The organism is Devosia sp. 63-57, assembly GCF_001899045.1.
GTDB lineage: Bacteria > Pseudomonadota > Alphaproteobacteria > Rhizobiales > Devosiaceae > Devosia > Devosia equisanguinis.
In genome coordinates this window covers 960319-978720 of the sequence record NZ_MKUY01000003.1, presented here as the reverse complement: position 1 = coordinate 978720, position 18402 = coordinate 960319, and the positions used below count along the sequence as shown (strand labels likewise).

At 63.9% G+C, this 18402-nt stretch carries 15 protein-coding genes; 11 read left to right on the top strand and 4 right to left on the bottom strand.

What is annotated here, in order from left to right; translation table 11 throughout:
• The first annotated feature begins 1 nt into the window (after nt 1).
• The 7 genes from BGO80_RS04950 to BGO80_RS04920 all read left to right on the top strand — a co-directional run bounded on the left by BGO80_RS04950 (nt 2) and on the right by BGO80_RS04920 (nt 9694).
• The gene (locus BGO80_RS04950; RefSeq protein ID WP_286719506.1) at nt 2–1519 is read left to right on the top strand and encodes an ABC transporter ATP-binding protein; all 1518 of its coding nucleotides are present in this window, start codon (nt 2–4) and stop codon (nt 1517–1519) included.
• Entirely contained in the window at nt 1516–2601 is a 1086-nt protein-coding gene (locus BGO80_RS04945; RefSeq protein WP_164550403.1) for an ABC transporter permease, read from the top strand. Before BGO80_RS04950 ends, BGO80_RS04945 begins: the two co-directional genes overlap by 4 nt.
• The gene (locus BGO80_RS04940; RefSeq protein ID WP_286719504.1) at nt 2598–3524 is read left to right on the top strand and encodes an ABC transporter permease; all 927 of its coding nucleotides are present in this window, start codon (nt 2598–2600) and stop codon (nt 3522–3524) included. Before BGO80_RS04945 ends, BGO80_RS04940 begins: the two co-directional genes overlap by 4 nt.
• Before the next feature lie 38 nt (nt 3525–3562).
• Nucleotides 3563–4645, top strand: coding sequence for a BMP family ABC transporter substrate-binding protein (locus BGO80_RS04935; RefSeq protein ID WP_206437850.1), 1083 nt, complete (start codon nt 3563–3565; stop codon nt 4643–4645).
• 199 nt (nt 4646–4844) lie between these two features.
• Nucleotides 4845–6071 carry a urate hydroxylase PuuD gene (locus tag BGO80_RS04930; RefSeq protein WP_286719502.1) on the top strand — a complete coding sequence of 409 codons (1227 nt, stop codon included), beginning with the start codon at nt 4845–4847 and terminating at the stop codon, nt 6069–6071.
• Nucleotides 6068–7363, top strand: a complete 1296-nt coding sequence (guaD, locus tag BGO80_RS04925) for a guanine deaminase (RefSeq protein WP_286719500.1) — start codon at nt 6068–6070, stop codon at nt 7361–7363. The genes BGO80_RS04930 and guaD overlap by 4 nt, the downstream gene beginning before the upstream one ends.
• 168 nt (nt 7364–7531) lie before the next feature.
• Nucleotides 7532–9694 carry a malate synthase G gene (locus BGO80_RS04920; RefSeq protein ID WP_286719498.1) on the top strand — a complete coding sequence of 721 codons (2163 nt, stop codon included), beginning with the start codon at nt 7532–7534 and terminating at the stop codon, nt 9692–9694.
• Between the two features lie 200 nt (nt 9695–9894).
• Here the strand turns inward: BGO80_RS04920 and BGO80_RS04915 are convergent, their stop codons facing one another.
• Together BGO80_RS04915 and ade are read right to left on the bottom strand one after the other, a co-directional pair.
• Nucleotides 9895–11535 carry a CocE/NonD family hydrolase gene (locus tag BGO80_RS04915; RefSeq protein WP_286719497.1) on the bottom strand — a complete coding sequence of 547 codons (1641 nt, stop codon included), beginning with the start codon at nt 11533–11535 and terminating at the stop codon, nt 9895–9897.
• A gap of 4 nt (nt 11536–11539) precedes the next feature.
• On the bottom strand, nt 11540–13270 hold the full coding sequence (gene ade, locus BGO80_RS04910; RefSeq protein ID WP_286719495.1) for an adenine deaminase: 1731 nt from the start codon (nt 13268–13270) through the stop codon (nt 11540–11542).
• Nucleotides 13271–13378: 108 nt separating this feature from the next.
• Between ade and BGO80_RS04905 the strand changes: the two genes are divergently transcribed.
• Nucleotides 13379–13537 (top strand): hypothetical protein, encoded by a 159-nt coding sequence (locus BGO80_RS04905; RefSeq protein WP_164550402.1) that lies wholly within the window; start codon nt 13379–13381, stop codon nt 13535–13537.
• A 6-nt stretch (nt 13538–13543) separates the two neighbouring features.
• Here BGO80_RS04905 and BGO80_RS04900 read toward each other — a convergent pair whose 3' ends face one another.
• On the bottom strand, nt 13544–15022 hold the full coding sequence (locus tag BGO80_RS04900) for a sensor domain-containing diguanylate cyclase (RefSeq protein WP_286719493.1): 1479 nt from the start codon (nt 15020–15022) through the stop codon (nt 13544–13546).
• 172 nt (nt 15023–15194) lie between these two features.
• On the opposite strand from BGO80_RS04900, the gene BGO80_RS04895 reads away from it, so the two are divergent.
• The 3 genes from BGO80_RS04895 (at nt 15195) to BGO80_RS04885 (ending at nt 17663) form a co-directional block, all read left to right on the top strand.
• Complete coding sequence (locus BGO80_RS04895; protein WP_286719491.1) at nt 15195–16244, top strand: NAD(P)-dependent alcohol dehydrogenase; 1050 nt, start codon at nt 15195–15197, stop codon at nt 16242–16244.
• An 11-nt stretch (nt 16245–16255) separates the two neighbouring features.
• Nucleotides 16256–17029 carry an SDR family NAD(P)-dependent oxidoreductase gene (locus tag BGO80_RS04890; RefSeq protein ID WP_286719489.1) on the top strand — a complete coding sequence of 258 codons (774 nt, stop codon included), beginning with the start codon at nt 16256–16258 and terminating at the stop codon, nt 17027–17029.
• A gap of 121 nt (nt 17030–17150) precedes the next feature.
• Entirely contained in the window at nt 17151–17663 is a 513-nt protein-coding gene (locus tag BGO80_RS04885; RefSeq protein ID WP_126151159.1) for an MgtC/SapB family protein, read from the top strand.
• 284 nt (nt 17664–17947) lie between these two features.
• Here BGO80_RS04885 and BGO80_RS04880 read toward each other — a convergent pair whose 3' ends face one another.
• Nucleotides 17948–18394 carry a hypothetical protein gene (locus BGO80_RS04880; RefSeq protein WP_286719486.1) on the bottom strand — a complete coding sequence of 149 codons (447 nt, stop codon included), beginning with the start codon at nt 18392–18394 and terminating at the stop codon, nt 17948–17950.
• Nucleotides 18395–18402: the final 8 nt, after the last annotated feature.

The following is an 18402-nucleotide window of genomic DNA, read 5'->3' as shown; positions in this document are numbered from 1 at the left end:
TATGCATAGTCGCCTGGAATTGAGGGGCATCACCAAACGGTTTCCCGGCGTTCTCGCCAATGACAACGTTTCCTTCTCGGTCAGGCCCGGCGAAATCCACGCTCTGCTCGGCGAAAACGGCGCCGGAAAATCCACCCTCGTCAAAATGATCTATGGGATCATGCAGCCCGATGCCGGCGAAATCCTCTGGGATGGCCAGCCGGTGGTGGTGCAGAATCCCAAGGCGGCGCGCAAGCTGGGCATCGGCATGGTGTTCCAGCATTTTTCATTGTTCGAGGCGCTGAGCGTGCTCGAAAACATCGCGCTGGGCATGGATGCCAAAATCCCATCGCGTGAACTCGAAGCCCGCATCCGCGAGGTCATGCAGACCTATGGGCTGAGCCTTGATCCGCACCGGACTGTGGCGACCCTCTCGGTGGGCGAGCGCCAGCGTATCGAGATCGTCCGCGCGCTGCTGCTCAATCCAAAACTTCTGATCATGGACGAGCCCACTTCGGTGCTGACGCCGCAGGAGGTGGAGCAGTTGTTCACCGTGCTGCGCCAGCTGGCCAGCGAGGGCTGTTCCATTCTCTATATTTCGCACAAGTTGCATGAAATCAAAGCCTTGTGCGATACGGCGACCATCCTGCGCGGCGGCAAGCTGGTGGATACCTGCGATCCCAAGCATGAAACCAGCCGCTCCATGGCCGAAAAGATGATCGGCGGTGGGCTCAAGGATATCGTCAAGGCCGAGGGGCGTGCCTTCGGGCCGCCCAAGCTGGTGGTCAACCGGCTGGCGACGCGCAAGGGCGGGCATTTCGATGTGCCGGTCAACGATGTCAGCTTCACCGTGCGCGCCGGGGAAATCCTGGGCGTTGCCGGCGTTGCGGGCAATGGGCAGAACGCGCTGCTCGATGCACTGTCCGGCGAGATCAGGGGCGATGATCGCGAGGCCATCACCATTGACGGGCTCGGCATCGGCATGATGGACACCACCGAGCGCCGCCGCCAGGGCCTTTGCGCCGTGCCGGAAGAGCGCAACGGCCATGCTGCGGTTGGCGATTTTTCGCTGGCCGACAATTCCGTTCTCACCGCCCGCGATCGGCTCGGCATGGTGGTGATGGGCCTGATCAATTCGGGCGCCGCCCGCACCTATACCGGCAAGGTCATCGCCGAGTTCGCGGTCAAGGCGCTGGGTCCGTCCTCGACGGCCGGTTCGCTCTCGGGCGGGAATCTCCAGAAATACATCATGGGGCGGGAAATCCTGCAGAAGCCCAGCGTGCTGGTCGTCAGCCAGCCGACCTGGGGCGTCGATGCCGGTGCGGCCGCGGCCATTCACCAGGCGCTGGTGGATCTCGCCTCGGCCGGTTCGGCCATCGTGGTGATCAGCCAGGACCTCGATGAATTGCGGGCGCTATGCGACACGCTGGCGGTGATCAATATGGGACGGCTGAGCCCGGCGCGGCCGGTGGGGGATTTTAGCGTGGAAGAAATCGGCCTGCTCATGGGCGGCGTGCATGGAAGCACGGAGGCGGCATGATGCAGATCCGCCTCGAAAAGCGTCTCGAACCCTCCAAGACCATGCTTTATCTGACGCCCATCGCGGCCGTGCTGGTCACGGCGCTGGTGGGCGCGCTGGTGTTTTCGCTCATCGGCTATGACGGCATCGGGGCGGTGCGCGAAATCTTCCTCACCCCGCTGCTCAATCCGCTGAAATGGCAGGACCTGGCGGTCAAATCGGCGCCTCTGATCATCATCGCGGTGGGCCTCTCTATCGGCTATCGCGCCAATGTCTGGAACATCGGCGCCGAGGGGCAATATGTGCTCGGCGGTCTCGCCGCCACCGGCGTGGCCCTGCTTACTCGCGACATGAGCGGCCCCTGGATTCTGCCGCTGATGATCGCTGCCGGCATTGCCGGGGGCATGGCCTGGGCGGTGGTGCCGGCCTTTCTGCGCACCCGCCTGCAGGTCAACGAAATTCTCACCAGCCTGATGCTGACCTATGTCGCCATCCAGCTGCTCAATTATCTGGTCATCGGCCCGTGGAAGGACCCGATGGGCTTCGGCTTCCCGCAGACGCGGATGTTCACGTCCGACCAGATGCTGCCCAACATCATTCCGCGCACCATCGTGCATCTGGGCGTGCCCATTGCCATTGTCGTGGCTTTGGCCGCCTGGTTCTTCATGAGCCGGTCGGTGTTCGGCTACCAGATCAAGGTGGTCGGGGCGGCGCCCGACGCGGCGCGCTATGGCGGCTTCTCGGTCAACAAGACCATCTGGCTGGCCCTGCTCACCAGCGGTGCGCTGGCGGGCCTCGCCGGTGTGCTGGAAGCAGCCGGGCCCTTCGGGCGCATGGTGCCGTCCTTCCCCACCAATTACGGCTTTACCGCCATCATCGTTGCCTTTCTCGGGCGGTTGCATCCGGTGGGCATCATCTTTGCCGGCCTCGCCATGGCAGTTGCGGTGGTGGGCGGGGAGGTGGCGCAGACCACAATCAAGCTGCCGGTGGCCGCCGTGGGCATTTTCCAGTCGATGATGCTGTTCTTCCTCTTGGCCAGCGACGTGCTGGTCCGCTATCGGCTGCGCTTCGGCGCGACCCGTGAGTTGGAGGCCTCCCGATGAACGCCGATCTGCTCATTCCCATCATCATCACCCTGATCGGTGCGGCGACACCCATCCTCATCGCGGCGCTGGGCGAACTGGTCGTCGAAAAGAGCGGCGTGCTCAATCTTGGCGTCGAGGGCATGATGCTCATCGGCGCGGTGGTCGCCTTTGCGGTGACCTATCACACGGGCAATCCCTGGCTCGCCATTTTGTGCGCGGCCATTGCCGCCTCCGCCGCCTCGATGATCTTTGCCTTCCTCACCCTTTCGCTCTCATCGAGCCAGGTGGCGACCGGGCTGGCGCTGACCATTTTCGGCACCGGCTTCTCCGCTCTGTTCGGGCAGGCCTATACCGGCAAGCCCATCGAAATCTTCCGTTCGGTGTTCCCGACCGAGCTGGCCACCGATCCGTTCTGGCGGCTGATATTCGGTCATAGCCCGCTGGTCTATTTCTCGCTGCTGCTGGTCTTTGCCGTCTGGTGGTTCCTCAACAAGTCGCGCGCCGGGCTGATCCTGCGGGCGGTCGGCGAGAACGACTTTTCCGCCCATTCCATCGGCTATTCGGTGATCGGGGTGCGCTATGCGGCGGTGGCCTTTGGTGGCGCCATGGCCGGGATTGCCGGCAGCTGCTTTCCGCTGCTGCTCACCCCGCAATGGGCCGAAAAGCTCACCGCCGGCCGCGGCTGGATCGCGCTGGCCCTGGTGGTGTTCGCCGCATGGCGGCCGTTCCGCCTCCTGGCGGGCGCCTATCTCTTCGGTCTCGTCATGACCATCGAGCTCTACACCAAGGCATCGGGCAGCATGGGGCTGCTGCCGTCCGAATTCTGGGCAGCGCTTCCCTATCTCGCAACGATCGCGGTGCTCGTTCTGATCTCGCTGCGGCGGTCTGGAAATTCCGCCGCGCCTGCCTGCCTGGGCAAGCCGTTCATGCCCGGCCAATAACCACAATAACCGGAAACCCGTCAGTCAAGGAGAAACCAATGACACAGATTACCCGCCGTAATGTCCTCAGGATCGGCGCCGCCGGCCTGGCCCTGCCGCTCATGGGCTCGCTGGCCTTCGGCCAGGATGGCCCGTTCAAGATCGGCTTCGTCAATGTCGGTCCCAAGGACGACAATGGCTGGACCTATGGCCACTGGGTCGGCGCCCAGGCGCTGGAAGCCGAATTCGGCGACAAGATCGAAGTCACCTTCGTCGAAAGCGTGCCGGAAGGCCCGGATTGCGAGCGCGTGCTGCGTGAGCTCGCCCAGCAGGGCAACAAGATCATCTTCGCCACCAGCTTCGGCTTCGGCGACTATGTGATGAAGGTCGCCAAGGAATTCCCGGACGTGGTGTTCGAGCACGCCACCGGCTACCAGCGGTCCGACAATGTCGGCACCTATAATGCCCGCTTCCATGAAGGCCGCGCCGTCATGGGCACGCTGGCCGGTCATCTCTCCAAGACCAACAATATCGGCTATATCGGTTCGTTCCCGATCCCCGAAGTGGTCATGGGCATCAACGCCTTCACCCTGGCGGCCCGCAAGGTCAATCCCGAGATCACCGTGAACGTCGTCTGGCTGTCCAGCTGGCACGATCCGGCCAAGGAAGCCGACGCCGCCCGCGCGCTGATCGACCAGGGTGCCGACATCATCGCCCAGCACACCGACGGTCCGGCCGCCCTGCAGGTTGCCGAAGAGCGTGGGATCGTGGGTGGTTTCGGCCAGGGCGCCGACATGAGCGCTTTCGCGCCCAAGTCGCACCTCTCCGCCATCATCGACGTCTGGGCCCCGCACTACATCAAGGCCGTGCAGAGCGTCATGGACGGCACCTGGGTGTCGGCCGACAGCTGGCCGGGCATTGCCGATGGCGAAGTGGTTATCGGTGCCTATAACGAGAAGATCCCGGCCGACGTGGTCGCCGCTGCCGAAGCCGTCAAGGCCGGTATCGTCGATGGCTCGCTGCATCCGTTCACCGGCCCGATCGTGGACAATGCCGGCACTGAGCGCGTTGCCGCCGGCGCCACCGTCGACGACGCTGGCCTGTGGGCCATGGATTGGTATGTGGAAGGCGTGAAGGCCTGATTTTTCAGGGTTTTACGTGTGGGGGCGGGCTGACGTCCGCCCCTTTTTGACGATTGCTCTCTTCCTTCTCCCCTTGCGGAAGAAAGTGGCGCTTAGCGCCCGATGAGAGTTCTATGCGGGCTGAGACCAACCCCTCACCCGCCTATTGATCGCCTCTCCCACTCAGGAAGAGGTGGTGCCGGTGAATGGGGAGCGATGAATGCCCGATTATGCAATTTTCTACGAATGGGCGATGTTTGCCGCGCGCTGGCTGCACGTGGTCACCGCCATTGCCTGGATCGGCTCGTCTTTCTATTTCATCGCGCTCGACCTGGGCCTGCGCAAGACCCCGAGCCTGCCGCCTCTGGCGCATGGCGAGGAGTGGCAGGTGCATGGCGGCGGCTTCTATCACATTCAGAAATATCTGGTGGCGCCCGAATTCCTGCCCGAGCACCTGACCTGGTTCAAATGGGAAAGCTACGCGACCTGGCTCTCGGGCGCGATGCTGCTGGCGCTGCTCTACTATGTCAGCGCCGACATTTTCCTCGTCGATCGCAATGTGCTCGACGTGCCCAGCTGGGTGGCAATCATGCTCTCGGCAGGCTCCATCGTGCTGGGCTGGCTGCTCTACGATACGCTGTGCAAATCGCCCATCGGCCAGTCCACCACCGGGCTCATGCTGGTGCTGTTCGCCATTCTCGTGGCCATGAGCTGGGGCTATACGCAGCTGTTCACCAGCCGCGCCGCCATGCTGCATATGGGCGCCTTCACCGCGACCATCATGACCGCCAATGTGGCGATGATCATCATCCCCAACCAGAAGATCGTGGTGGCCGATCTCAAGGCCGGTCGCGTTCCCGACGCGAAATATGGCAAGATCGCCAAGCAGCGCAGCCTGCACAACAATTACCTCACCCTGCCGGTGATCTTCTTCATGCTCTCGTCCCACTATCCGCTGGCTTTTGCCACGCAGTGGAACTGGGTCATTGCCAGCCTGATCTTCCTCGTCGGCGTGGTCGTGCGCCACTATTTCAACACCCGCCATGCCCGCAAGGGCAATCCGCACTGGACCTGGGGCGTCGCCGTCATCCTGATGCTGGTGATCGCCTGGCTCTCGACCTCGCCCAAGCTGCCGAGCGCCGACACGCCGACGCTGGCAACCGCGACGGGGGAGCGCTTCATGTCCACCGAGCATTTCAAGGCGGCGAGCCTTGCGGTGCAGACGCGCTGCAGCATGTGCCACACTGCCGAGCCGGTCTGGGAGGGTATTTACGAAGCCCCCAAAAACGTCATTCTCGACAATGACATCGCCATCGCCAATCGGGCTCATGAGATCGTCATCCAGGCCGGCTGGAGCCACGCCATGCCGCCCGGCAACCTGACCGAGATGACCGAGGCCGAACGGGCGCTGCTGGTGGAATGGTATCGCGAAGGCGCGAATTCATGAGCCGGACCATTCTGCGCGGTCGGGTGCTGAGTTTTCACCGCGCGCCGCAGGACCTCGACGATACCGAGAGCTATCTCTATCTCGCGGACGGCGCGATCAGCATCGAGAACGGCAAGGTGGTTGCCGTGGGCGATTTCGCCGCGGCCGATCTTGCCGGGGCCCAGGTCGTCGATCATCGCCCCAACCTGATCCTGCCCGGTTTCATCGATCTGCATCTGCATTATGTGCAAAGCCAGATGATGGCGGCCTATGCTGGATCGCTGCTGGAATGGCTCAATACCTACACCTTCATCGAAGAGCAGAAATTCTCCCAGCAAGGCCATGCTGATGCGGTGGCGGTGGAGTTTTACGACGCCCTCATCCGCCATGGCACCACCACCGCCGTCGCCTATTGTTCAAGCCATCCGCGCTCGGTCGATGCCTTCTTCGCCGAGGCGCAGCGCCGCAATATGCTGATGGTGGGCGGCAAGGTGATGATGGATCGCAATGCCCCCGAAGAGCTCTGCGACACCGCCCAGTCTGGCTATGACGACACCAAGGCGCTGATCGCGCGCTGGCACGGACGGGGCAGGGGGCTCTATGCCATCTCGCCGCGCTTTGCCATCACCTCGACGCCCGCCCAGCTCGAAGCCTCGCGGGCGCTGGTGGCCGAACATCCCGATTGCTATGTGCAGACCCATCTCAGCGAGAACGACGCCGAGATCAGCTTTTCCATGGAGCTCTATCCCGATAGTCCCGACTATACCGGGATTTACGAGGATTACGGCCTGCTGGGCTCCAAAACGCTGCTCGGCCATTCCATCCATCTCAATCACCGCGAAGTGGGCGTGTTGGCGGAGACCGGCGCCGTGGCCGTCTTCTGCCCCACCTCCAATCTCTTTCTCGGCTCCGGTCTGTTCGACCGCGACCGACTGATGCAGAACGGGGTGCGTATCGGCATCGCCACCGATATTGGCGGGGGCACCAGTGTCTCGATGCTGCGTACGCTCGACGAGGGCTACAAGGTGCTGCAATTGCGCGGGCAAAGGCTTAATCCGCTCGCCTCCTTCCACATGGCGACGCGCGGCAATGCCGAGGCCTTGGGCCTGCAAGAGACCATCGGCTCCATCGCGCCGGGTCGTGCCGCCGATCTCGTGGTGCTCGATGCGCGGGCTACGCCCACCATGCGCATGCGCCGCTTCGAGACGCTGATCGAGGAGCTCTTCCTGCTCCAGACAATGGGCGACGATCGCGCCATTGCCGAGGTCTATGTGGCTGGCGCAAGGGCGAAGTCCACTTTAGGCGGGTTGTGACGAGACCGATGCTGTCCTAAAGCTGGGGACGAAACGAGGAATGCGAACACTCCTGTCGCCGCATCGCCTGGCCTTGGCCGGCGATCCGACCCGGCTGGGCCTTTGGGTCCGGCAGGGTTGATCTGGCATCACGAGGCCGCATTCGCACCCAGAACCCGAGGATCCCCCATGAGCGACTACCTGACCAAATCCGGCCTGTCCGTGCATCCTCTGCTGGTGGATTTCGTGGAACGGGAAGCCCTGCCGGGGACGTCGGTGTCGGCGGAGCAGTTCTGGTCCGGCTTTGCCGCCCTGCTGGCCGAGCATGTGCCCACCAATGCAAAACTCCTCGCCAAGCGCGACGAATTACAGGGCAAGATCGACGACTGGCATCGCCAGAACGGCCCGGTGGGCAACAATCCGGCCGGCTACGAAGCCTTCCTGCGCGAGATCGGTTACCTCGTCGATGAACCCGGTGATTTCAGCATCGAAACCGAAGGGCTCGATCCCGAAATCTCCAGCCTTTGTGGTCCGCAGCTGGTCGTGCCGGTCTCCAACGCCCGCTACGCGCTCAATGCCGCCAATGCCCGCTGGGGCAGTCTCTATGACGCGCTCTACGGCACCGATGTGATCCCCCGCGACGGCGATCTGGCCCCCGGCAAGGGCTATAATCCGGCGCGCGGGGCCGCAGTGGTGGCGCGGGCAGCACAGTTTCTCGATGAGAGCTTTCCGCTCGCCGCCGGCAGCCATGCCGATGTCACCGGCTATCACGTGATCAAGGAGGGCGATACGAGGCTCTTTGTCGTCGACACCGCCGCCGGCCGCACCGGTCTGCGCGACCCGTCTCAGTTCGTCGGTTATGGCGGCAGCGAAAGCGCCGGCGAACTGGTGCTCCGGCACAATGGACTGCATGTGGTGCTGGTTATCGTTCCCGATACCGAGATCGGGAAAACCCATGCGGCCGGCCTCAGCGATGTGGTGGTGGAAGCGGCGCTGACCACCATTCAAGATTGCGAGGATTCCGTCGCCGCCGTCGATGCCGAGGACAAGGTCGGGGTCTATCGCAACTGGCTTGGCTTGATGACCGGCACGCTGCAAGACACGTTCGAAAAGGGCGGTCAGACCGTCACCCGGAAGCTCAAGGCTGACCGGACCTATAAGGACATCCATGGCCAGCCCCTGGTGCTCAAAGGCCGCTCGCTGCTTTTGGTGCGCAATGTCGGCCACCTGATGACCACCGATGCGGTGCTGCTCAATGGCAAGCCAGTCGGCGAGGGCCTGATGGATGCCGCCGTGACGGCGCTCTGCGCGCTGCATGACAAGGGGGGCAATGCGCGTCATGGCGCCATTTATGTGGTCAAGCCCAAGATGCATGGTCCCGAGGAAGTGACCTTTGCCTGCGCCATCTTCGCCTCGGTCGAAAAGCTGCTGGGCCTTGCCGAAAACACCATCAAGATCGGCATCATGGACGAGGAGCGTCGCACCTCGGCCAATCTCAAGGCCGCCATCTACGCGGCGCGGGCCCGAGTGTTCTTCATCAATACGGGTTTCCTCGACCGCACCGGCGACGAGATCCACACGTCGATGGAAGCCGGCGCCGTGCTGCGCAAGGACGCGATCAAGTCCGAGCGCTGGATCGCCTCCTATGAGGATCGCAATGTGCTGATCGGTCTGGCCGCCGGTTTCTCCGGCAAGGCGCAGATCGGCAAGGGCATGTGGGCGCGCCCCGACGACATGGCGGCGATGATGGACGCCAAGATCGGCCATCCCAAATCTGGCGCCAATACCGCCTGGGTGCCTTCGCCGACCGCCGCGACGCTGCATGCTTTGCACTATCATCAGGTCGATGTGTTCGGCGCTCAGCGCCGCCGCCACAACGAGGCGACGCCGGGGCTCGACGCGCTGTTCTCCATGCCGGTGCTGGCGCCTTTTGCGCTGAGCCGCGAGGAGATCACCCGCGAACTCGAAAACAATGCCCAGGGCATTCTGGGCTATGTGGTGCGCTGGGTGCAGCAGGGCGTCGGTTGTTCCAAAGTGCCCGACATCAACAATGTCGGGCTGATGGAAGATCGCGCCACCTGCCGGATTTCCAGCCAGGCCGTGGCCAATTGGTTGCGCCATGGCCTGGTCAGCCGTGACGAGGTCACCTCGGTGTTCGAGCGCATGGCCAAGGTGGTGGACGAGCAGAATGCCGGCGACCCCATCTATCGGCCGATGAGCGAAAACTACCATTCCGTCGCCTTCACCGCCGCGCTGGATCTGGCCCTGCACGGTGCCGATCAGCCCAGCGGCTATACCGAACCCCTGCTGCATGCCGCGCGGCGCAAGGTGAAGGCGCGGGATCGGAAGTAGCCTATACTGTCCGGCGGCGTGCTCGGCTGACTGGCGTCGGCCACACACTCTATCGTCACCCTCGGGCCTGACCCGAGGGCCCTGCGCTTGCGGCAGGTGGGCAAAGGACACGCCAGGTCGCCGGCTATCATCCCCAAGGCAGCCGGGACCCAACCCGAGCTTTCAGCATGGGCACCAGCCGGGGAAAAATACAGCCTGCGTCAGTCGAGCGCGTAGGTGGGAAGCGTGATGGACGTGCCCGCGTGCACGATCTCCACATCATTGGCGACCAGCGTGGTGGCGGTAGCGATGGCTTCGCCGGTGCCGGGATTGCGGGCATAGCGGGGATGGGCTCCGGAGGCGATGAGCAGGCGCAGGCGGTGGCCGGCGCCAAAACTATGGGCCATGGCATGCAGCGGAATGCTCAATTGCCAGGAGCCGTCGGCCTCGGTCGGTGTATCTGGCGTTACATGGGCCAGCCCATCGGCGATGTTGCGCGAGACGCCATCGGGCCCGACATCGCAGAGGCGGACGAAGAAATCGACATTGGGCAGGGCGGCCCGCGCGTGCAGGCGCACCTGGCACTGGCCGATAAAGGTCAGCGGCGCCAGCAGCGCCGGGCCGGTATAGGTCAGCACATCGGGCCGGTTTTCCAGCGGCGCATTGTCCACCGCACCGGCTCCGGTAAAGGCGAAGATGGCGCCGCCCAGATTGGGCGTTGGCTCGGCGGGATCGTAGCGATAGCCATCATGGCTGCCCGGCACCGCCGGACTGTCCTCCAGCCTATCCTCCAGCCTTCCATTGGGAGCGATGAACTGGGTTCTGGGCACGACCGGCCCCGGTGGATAGCGGTCGAATTCGTGCCATTCGTCGCGGCCGGAAATATGGATGCGCACGGGATTGCGACGCAGGCCCGAGGTGTCGCCCAGCAGCTTGGCGCGCATCCAGATCAACGTTTCGCTGAGATTGTCGCGCTGCAATTCCTCGGCGATGTGAAACCAGGTGCCGATGGTGAGATAGGGCCTATGCCCCAGCTCCACCAGCCGCTGATAGTCGGCAAGCAGGGGATCGACCATGAAGTCGTACCAGCCAGAAATGAAATGCACCGGCGGCGTGTCCCTAGTCAGCCGGTGCCGGTGGTCGAGCTCGGTCCAGAACTGGTCATTGCCCACGGCATGCTCGAACCAGTGCCGCCAGAACCCGATCTTGTGTCCCACCGCCAGCTTGTCGGCTTCGATCAGCGGTAGGGTCGCTGCGGCGCGCTCGGTGCGCCTCTCGATGTCGCCCGAAAACATGCGGGCTGCGGTGGCCAGGGGATTGCTGCGCAACCCTTCGATCACCTGCACCCAACTCAGCCAGAGATTGAGGTGAAAGGCCCCCGACGGAAATACCACGGGCCGGAAGTCGGCGGTGGTCACCTTGGTGGCGAGTGCAGCTGTGGGTGGTAGCGCGTCGGAAATGGCCCATTGCGCATAGCCGAGATAGGAGGGACCGGTCAGCCCGATACGGCCGTCGAACCAGGGCTGGGCCTTGATCCAGTCCAGCGTCGCCAGCCCATCGGCGCGCTCATTGGCGAAGGGGTCGAAGCTGCCGCCCGATTTTTCCGTGCCCCGGCAGGCCTGCACCACGACATGAAAGCCGCGCTCCGCATAGGCCTCGGCAATGGGGCCGAAGCCGCGCCGCCCATAGGGCAGGCGCATCAATATGGTGGGATGCGGTCCCTCGGCGCGCGGCGCATAGTGGTCGGTCTTCAGCACCACGCCATCGGGCATGGACAGGGCGATGCCGCGTGTCTTGCGCACCGCGTTGAGGCGCGGCGGCAGGTCTTCGACCCAGGCCAGGTAAAGCGAGGGCAGGCTCACCGCTTCAGCTCACGAAATCAAACTTGTCGACATCGAACAGTCCGCGATCGGTCATCTTGAGATGGGGTATGACCGGCAGAGCCAGGAACGCCACCTGCAGGAACGGCTCGGGCAGCACGCAATCGAGCGCCTTGGCCGCGTCGCGCAGGATATGGAGATCATGCGCGACCGCCTCGAAGCTCTTGGTGCTCATCAGCCCGGCAATGGGCAGCGCCAGTTCGGCCGTCACCTTGCCGCCCTCGGCGACCACGAAGCCACCGCCCAGCTCGATCAGCCGGTTGACCGCGACGGCCATGTCTCCATCCTCGGCGCCGACCACGGTAATGTTGTGGCTGTCATGCCCCACCGAGGAGGCGATGGCGCCGCGCTTCAGACCGAAGCCGGTGACGAAGCTGCGGCCGATATTGCCGTTCTTGCCGTGTCGTTCGATCACCGCGACCTTGATCACATCGGCGGCGAGATCGGGCTGCAGGCCATCTGCGGTGGCGGCCAGCGTCGCCTCCTCGCGGAAGGTCAGGATCAGCCCGGGCTTGACCCCGATCACCGGCACCCGGTTCTGGCCCGGCTTGGGCGCGGTGATGAAGGCCTCGGCGTTCACCGGCGTCGCTTTCATCGAGCTGAGCCCAACCGGCGCAACCTCTTCGCGCGTTTCGAACAGGTCCGCAGTCACCAACCGGCCTGCCGATATGACGTCGGATACCTGGCAGGTTTCGAGATTGTCGAGCAGCGCGATATCGGCGCGCCAGCCGGGTCCGATCAGGCCGCGATCCCTGAGCCCGAAGATGCGGGCCGCCGAATGGCTGGCGGCGCGATAGACATGGTGGAGCGGTCGTCCCATGGCGATGAGCCGGCGGATGGAGCTATCGAGATGCCCCTCCTCGGCGATATCAAGCGGATTGCGGTCGTCGGTGCAGAGCGCCACGAAGCTCGAGGTGTTTTCGTCGAGGATTTCCGCCAGCGCCTTCAGATCCTTGGAGACCGAGCCCTCGCGGATGAGGATGGCCATGCCCTTGGCCAGCTTTTCACGCGCCTCGACCGCCGAGGTCGCTTCATGGTCGGTGCGGATGCCGGCGGCGAGATAGCCGTTGAGCGCCGTGCCCAGCAGCAGCGGCGCATGGCCGTCGATATGCCCGTCCTGGAACGCCACCAGCTTGGCGAGAATGCCGGGATCGGCATTGAGCACGCCGGGAAAATTCATCATTTCGGCGAGGCCGATCACCTTGGGGTGGTCGCGGAAGGGCAGCAGGTCGTCGATTTCCAGTTGCGCGCCAGCGGTTTCGAACCCGGTGGCCGGCACGCAGGAGGACAGGTTGACCCGCACATCCATGATGGTGCGCTCGGCGCTGTCGAGAAAATAGGTGATGCCCTCCGCTCCCAGCACATTGGCGATTTCGTGGGGATCGCAGATCACTGTAGTGACGCCATGCGGCAGCACGCAGCGGTCGAATTCGAGCGGCGTCACCAGGCTGGATTCGATGTGCAGATGTGTGTCGATAAAGCCCGGCACGGCAAAGCGGCCGCTGCCGTCGATCACCTGCTTGCCCTCATAACTGCCATGGGTGCCCACGATCCGGTCGCCGACAATGGCGATATCGGTGGTCGTCACTGCCCCGGTGATCACATCGAGCAGGCCGACATTGCGGATCACCAGATCGGCAGGGGCCTTGCCCTGTCCGGCCATGATCATGCGGGTGAGATTTTCGGGCGAAACCGGCGAATTCTGATTTTTATGCATGCCGAACGTTGGGTCGGCGGCGATGGCGCGTCAAGCCCCTCCTTGCCGCAGGACGGAACCTCCGGCGCCGCTGCACATTGGCATTGTGAACACCAATTGGAGCGCCCCATGCAGACCTATGATCCCAAGAAAGACGCCACCGATGTCCGTCAGGCCAGCCCGCGCAAGATGAACCTTCGCGTGCTTGTCACCTCGATGGTCGCCATCGTCGTGTTGTTCGCGATCATTTTCATCGTCTATTCCACCATGCAGCCGCAGCCGGCATAACAGGGTTCAGATGCTACTCCGCCGGTTGGCGAGGCCTTCTAACAGTCCATTATCGGCAGCGGGGTTTTCGCCTGCCTTCTGGCCGAGATGGATGACGTAACGATTGCGACCGCCGCCCTTTGCTCGATAGAGCGCGTCGTCGGCCAGGCGGGTCAGGTCATCCTCGGTGCCGGCGGCGTCGGGGGCGGTCGCTATGCCGATGCTGACACCGATTGATGCGGTGCCGTCGCGCAGGGCAACCGGGTCGCTGAGCACGCTGATAATGCTCTGCGCCAATCTGGTCGGCTGGTCATGATTGACGATGCCGGTCTGGATGATGGCGAATTCGTCTCCGCCGAGGCGGACGAGTGTGTCATCGGGCCGCAGCGTCCCATTCAGCCGCTGGGACACGTGGCGCAACAATTCGTCGCCCGCGGCATGTCCCAAAGTGTCGTTCACCTCCTTGAAGCGATCGAGATCCAGCGCCAGTAAAGCGACGCGCGGACCACCCGGCGGCAGATCGCGCAGCGCGGCCAGCAAGCGCAGGTGGAACAGCGCGCGATTGCCCAGCCCGGTCAGCGGATCGTGCAGGGCATTGTGGCTGGCCTCCTCGCGCTCGATGCGCAACTGCAGCAGGGCGAGATAGAGCCCCCTGAGCAACATGATCACAATCAGCATGGCGATGGCCAGCGCCGCCATCATCGCCGGCAGCGCCGAGCGCAACAGGCTTGCCCCCGGCGTGCCCGGCTTCCAGCTCAGTTGCGCCACAACCGTGCCATCCGCCGCCGTGACGGGCAGCATGGCGCGGTTTTCGATGGTGGATGTGGTCGCGTCGAGAAAGGCCACCATATCCATGCGGTACTGGTCGCCCAGTGCCGCGCCGAGGTCGGAATCGAGATATTTCACCGAGACCAGATAGCTCTCGGTGCCCGGCGCCGGGGCGTTCACGCCGCTGAAGGAGAGGATCGGCATGATGCCGACCAGAGCCGGTTTGTCCTCGAAGCGATTGAACGCGATGACATGGGGTGGTGTATCGTGCCCGCCGCGCCCGAATGCGGCGATATGGGCCTCCGTTGCGGGATTACGCAGCATGTCGAACATGGGGTCGAGGCTGCTGATGGCGGCGCGCGCGCTCTCGGGCGGAATGGCATAACCGTTGACCACCGAGATGATCGGGTTCAGCGCGTGATCGACGACGATGACGCGCTCATAGTCATAGGCGTCGAAGTGGTAGGTCCCCAGATTTTCGACGAGCCAGCCGATATCGCGCCGCTCCAGCGCGGCGATGCTGTCGTCCCAGATGGCAACGCCCTGCTGCGCCAGCAGCATCTCCGACTGTTCGCCTTCCAGCGCCCGCGTCAGCAGCAGCTTTTCGCGCTCGAGTTCGCTGTTGTCGATCTGCTCGGCCGACCACCACAAGAACCCCGCCAGTGCCACAAGCGTCAGCGCGGCAACGGCCGCGATAGGCAGCAGCAGCCTTATGGTGAACTGGGTCGTTGTGGGCATAGGCGCACTCCTTGGAGATAAGCTATTGTCCGCACAGGGCCTTATTGGGCAATGAAGGCGCCGGTCACGACAATGAAAGTCGTAAACATGTGGTTAGCGCGGGGTCTAGGGGCTGACTTTTGCCCCGGAGCTGGGCTATTGCTCTGCTTGTCTGTTGAGAAGGATGGTCGTCATGGCGTTGGTGGATGCATTGGTGCTGGAGCGGCAGCACGAATTGGCCTTGCGCAGCATCGAGCTGCCGCTCGAGGTCGGTCCGGGCATGGTCAAGATCGCCATCCATACGGTGGGGGTCTGCGGTTCGGACGTGCATTACTATACGCATGGGCGCATCGGTCCCTTCGTGGTCAACGCGCCGATGGTGCTGGGGCACGAGGCTGCCGGCACGGTGGTGGAATTGGGCGAGGGCGTGAGCCACCTCAAGGTGGGTGACCGCGTCTGCATGGAGCCAGGCATTCCCGATGCCAATTCCCGCGCCAGCCGGCTGGGCATGTATAATGTCGACCCGGCGGTGCAGTTCTGGGCAACGCCGCCGGTGCATGGGGTGCTGACGCCCCTTGTCGTGCATCTTGCCAATTACACCTTCAAACTGCCCGACAATGTCAGCTTCGCCGAAGGCGCCATGGTCGAGCCTTTTGCCGTGGGCATGCAGGCGGCCACCAAGGCGCGGATCACGCCCGGCGATACGGCGGTGGTGCTTGGTGCGGGCCCCATCGGGGTCATGGTGGCGCTGGCGGCGCTGGCCGGTGGCTGTGCGCGCGTCATCGTCGCCGATCTCGCCCAGCCCAAGCTCGACATTGCCGCGCAGTATCAGGGGCTCATTCCGGTCAATATCCGCGACAAGGACATAGTCGCCGAAGTGGCGCGGCTCACCGAAGGATGGGGCGCCGATGTCATTTTCGAGTGCTCGGGTTCGCCCCATGCCTGGAAGACCATCATGGATCTGCCGCGTCCGGGTGGCTGCATCGTGGTGGTCGGCCTGCCGGTCGAGCCGGTGGCGGTCGACGTGGCTGGGGCCTCGGTCAAGGAACTGCGCATCGAAAACGTGTTCCGCTATGCCCATCAATATGATCGCGCCATTGCGCTGATCGCTTCGGGCAAAGTCGATCTCAAGCCGCTGATCTCGGAAACCTTCGCCTTCAAGGACGCGATCAAGGCGTTCGATCGTGCGGTCGAGGCGCGGCCCACCGATGTCAAATTGCAGATCAAGGTGGCTGCCGAATAGGGGAGGCGAATATGGACCTGGGGCTGAAAGGCAAGATTGCCGTCATTACCGGCGGTACGGTGGGCATCGGTCTGGCCATTGCCGAAGGGCTGGCGGCCGAGGGCTGCAATCTGGTGCTGGTGGGGCGGGATGGCGCGCGGGCGCAAGCCGAAGCAGATCGCCTTGCCACCGAGTTCGGGGTGCGGGCAATAGCGGTCTCGGCCGATGTGGCGACGGCCGCCGGCTGTGACGCGGTGATCGCGGCCGCCGGCGCTGTCGATATCCTCGTCAACAATGCCGGCACTGGCTCCAACGAAACCATCCAGGAAGCCGACGACGCCAAGTGGCAATATTATTGGGATCTGCACGTCATGGCCGCGGTGCGGCTGGCGCGCGGACTGGTCCCGGGCATGAAGCAACGCGGCGGTGGTGCGATCATCCACAATGCCTCGATCTGCGCGGTGCAGCCGCTGTGGTACGAGCCCATTTACAACACCACCAAGGCCGCCTTGATGATGTTCTCCAAGACGCTGGCCAATGAGCTGGTGGGCGACAATATTCGCGTCAACACCGTCAATCCCGGGCTGGTGCTGACGCCGGACTGGATCAAGACCGCCAGGCAGATCGCCGGCGAGGACGGCTACCAGGCCCATCTGCAGGCAGTTGCCGACGAGGCCGGCGGGATGAAACGCTTCGCCGCGCCCGAAGAGGTGGCCAATTTCATCGTCTTCCTCTGCTCGGACAAGGCCAGCTACTCGACCGGCAGCACTTATTTCGTCGATGGCGGCTGGCTCAAGACCGTCTAGGGCGTTTCGCCCCGAGAACGTCTGGCGCGGCAGGTGCACCGAGCCTCCTGCCGGCCCTGCGGGGAACCGGTGAGCCGAATGGGGTGTTGTGGGGGCAGCGTCACAATGGGAGGCCCCGAGCATGGAAGTCGGCAACAGTTTTGGTCTGGTCGATACCTACCTCCCCACGCCGATCATCGCCATAAGGCTGCTGCTGGCCGCGGTGTTCGGAGCCATGATCGGTGTCGAGCGCGAAATCCATACCGCTCAGGCGGGGTTGCGTACCCATATTCTGGTTTCCGTGGCGGCGGCGCTCTTCACCATACTGGCCTTTGAAATCTACCACACGCTGGGCACGACCGAGACGGTGCAGGCCGATCCGATCCGTGCCGTCGAGGCGGTTACCGCCGGTATCGCCTTTCTCGGGGCCGGCGCGATCTTTCGCAGCGGGGCGGGCGTGAGCGGGCTCACTACCGGCGCCGGCATGTGGCTGGCGGGCGCGGTCGGCGTGGCCACGGCGCTCGGCCATTATGTGGTTGCGGGCGGCGTGGCGCTTCTGGCCGTGCTGGTCATGGCGTCGCTGCGCGTCTTTGCCCACCGGGTGGTGGGACAAAGGGAGGCCGCGCTGGCGGAGAGCAAAAACAAGGAAATTTAGCAGAGGGGGCCGCGGGGAGAAGCGGAACGCTTGCCGGCGCGCTGAGGGACAGGCGCGATCCAGCACAATGCTTCTCCCCCCGTACGGTTCGCGACCGGGAGGTGTCGCGCCCGTGCCCTTCGTGCCGGCATCCCCGAGGGGGAAGGGCACGTCCGATCACTGGCGGTGCAAACCGGTGACCGTATTCAGCGACGGAGAACGCACTTGGGAATGCAGGCTTGGTCGGGGGACCATAACTGCAGCGCTGTTCTCCGTCTAAGGCATGCAACCTGTGGACGCAGGTGTCACATGCCAACCGCATCGGGGCGCTGCGATTGCGCCCAGAAACTCACGATATCAGCCGCCTCGTGCCGATAGGCATCTAGCTCGGCATGGCGGCAGAATACTGCCGTGGCGCCAGCGGCGAGCAGCGCTTCGCGGGCTTGCAGCCCTGCGATCTGCGCCATCACCGCGATGCGCACGCCCTTCGGGCGCAGCACCGCCTGATTGCGCGCCAGGAATTCGAGATTGGCGCCGCTATGAGACTTGAGGTCCACGATCACCAGGTCCGGCCAGTCGCCGCCGGCGTCGGCAAGCAGCGCCAGAAGGGCCGCTTCGCCTGAAGCGGCGTCGCCGAGATGACGGACATCGGGCGAGCCCTGGCCGAGCAGCATGCGGGTCAGCAGATATGCCGAATGCCCATCATCATCGATCAGGGCGATAAAGGAATTGTCGTGGGACGCAGCACTCATGGGACACC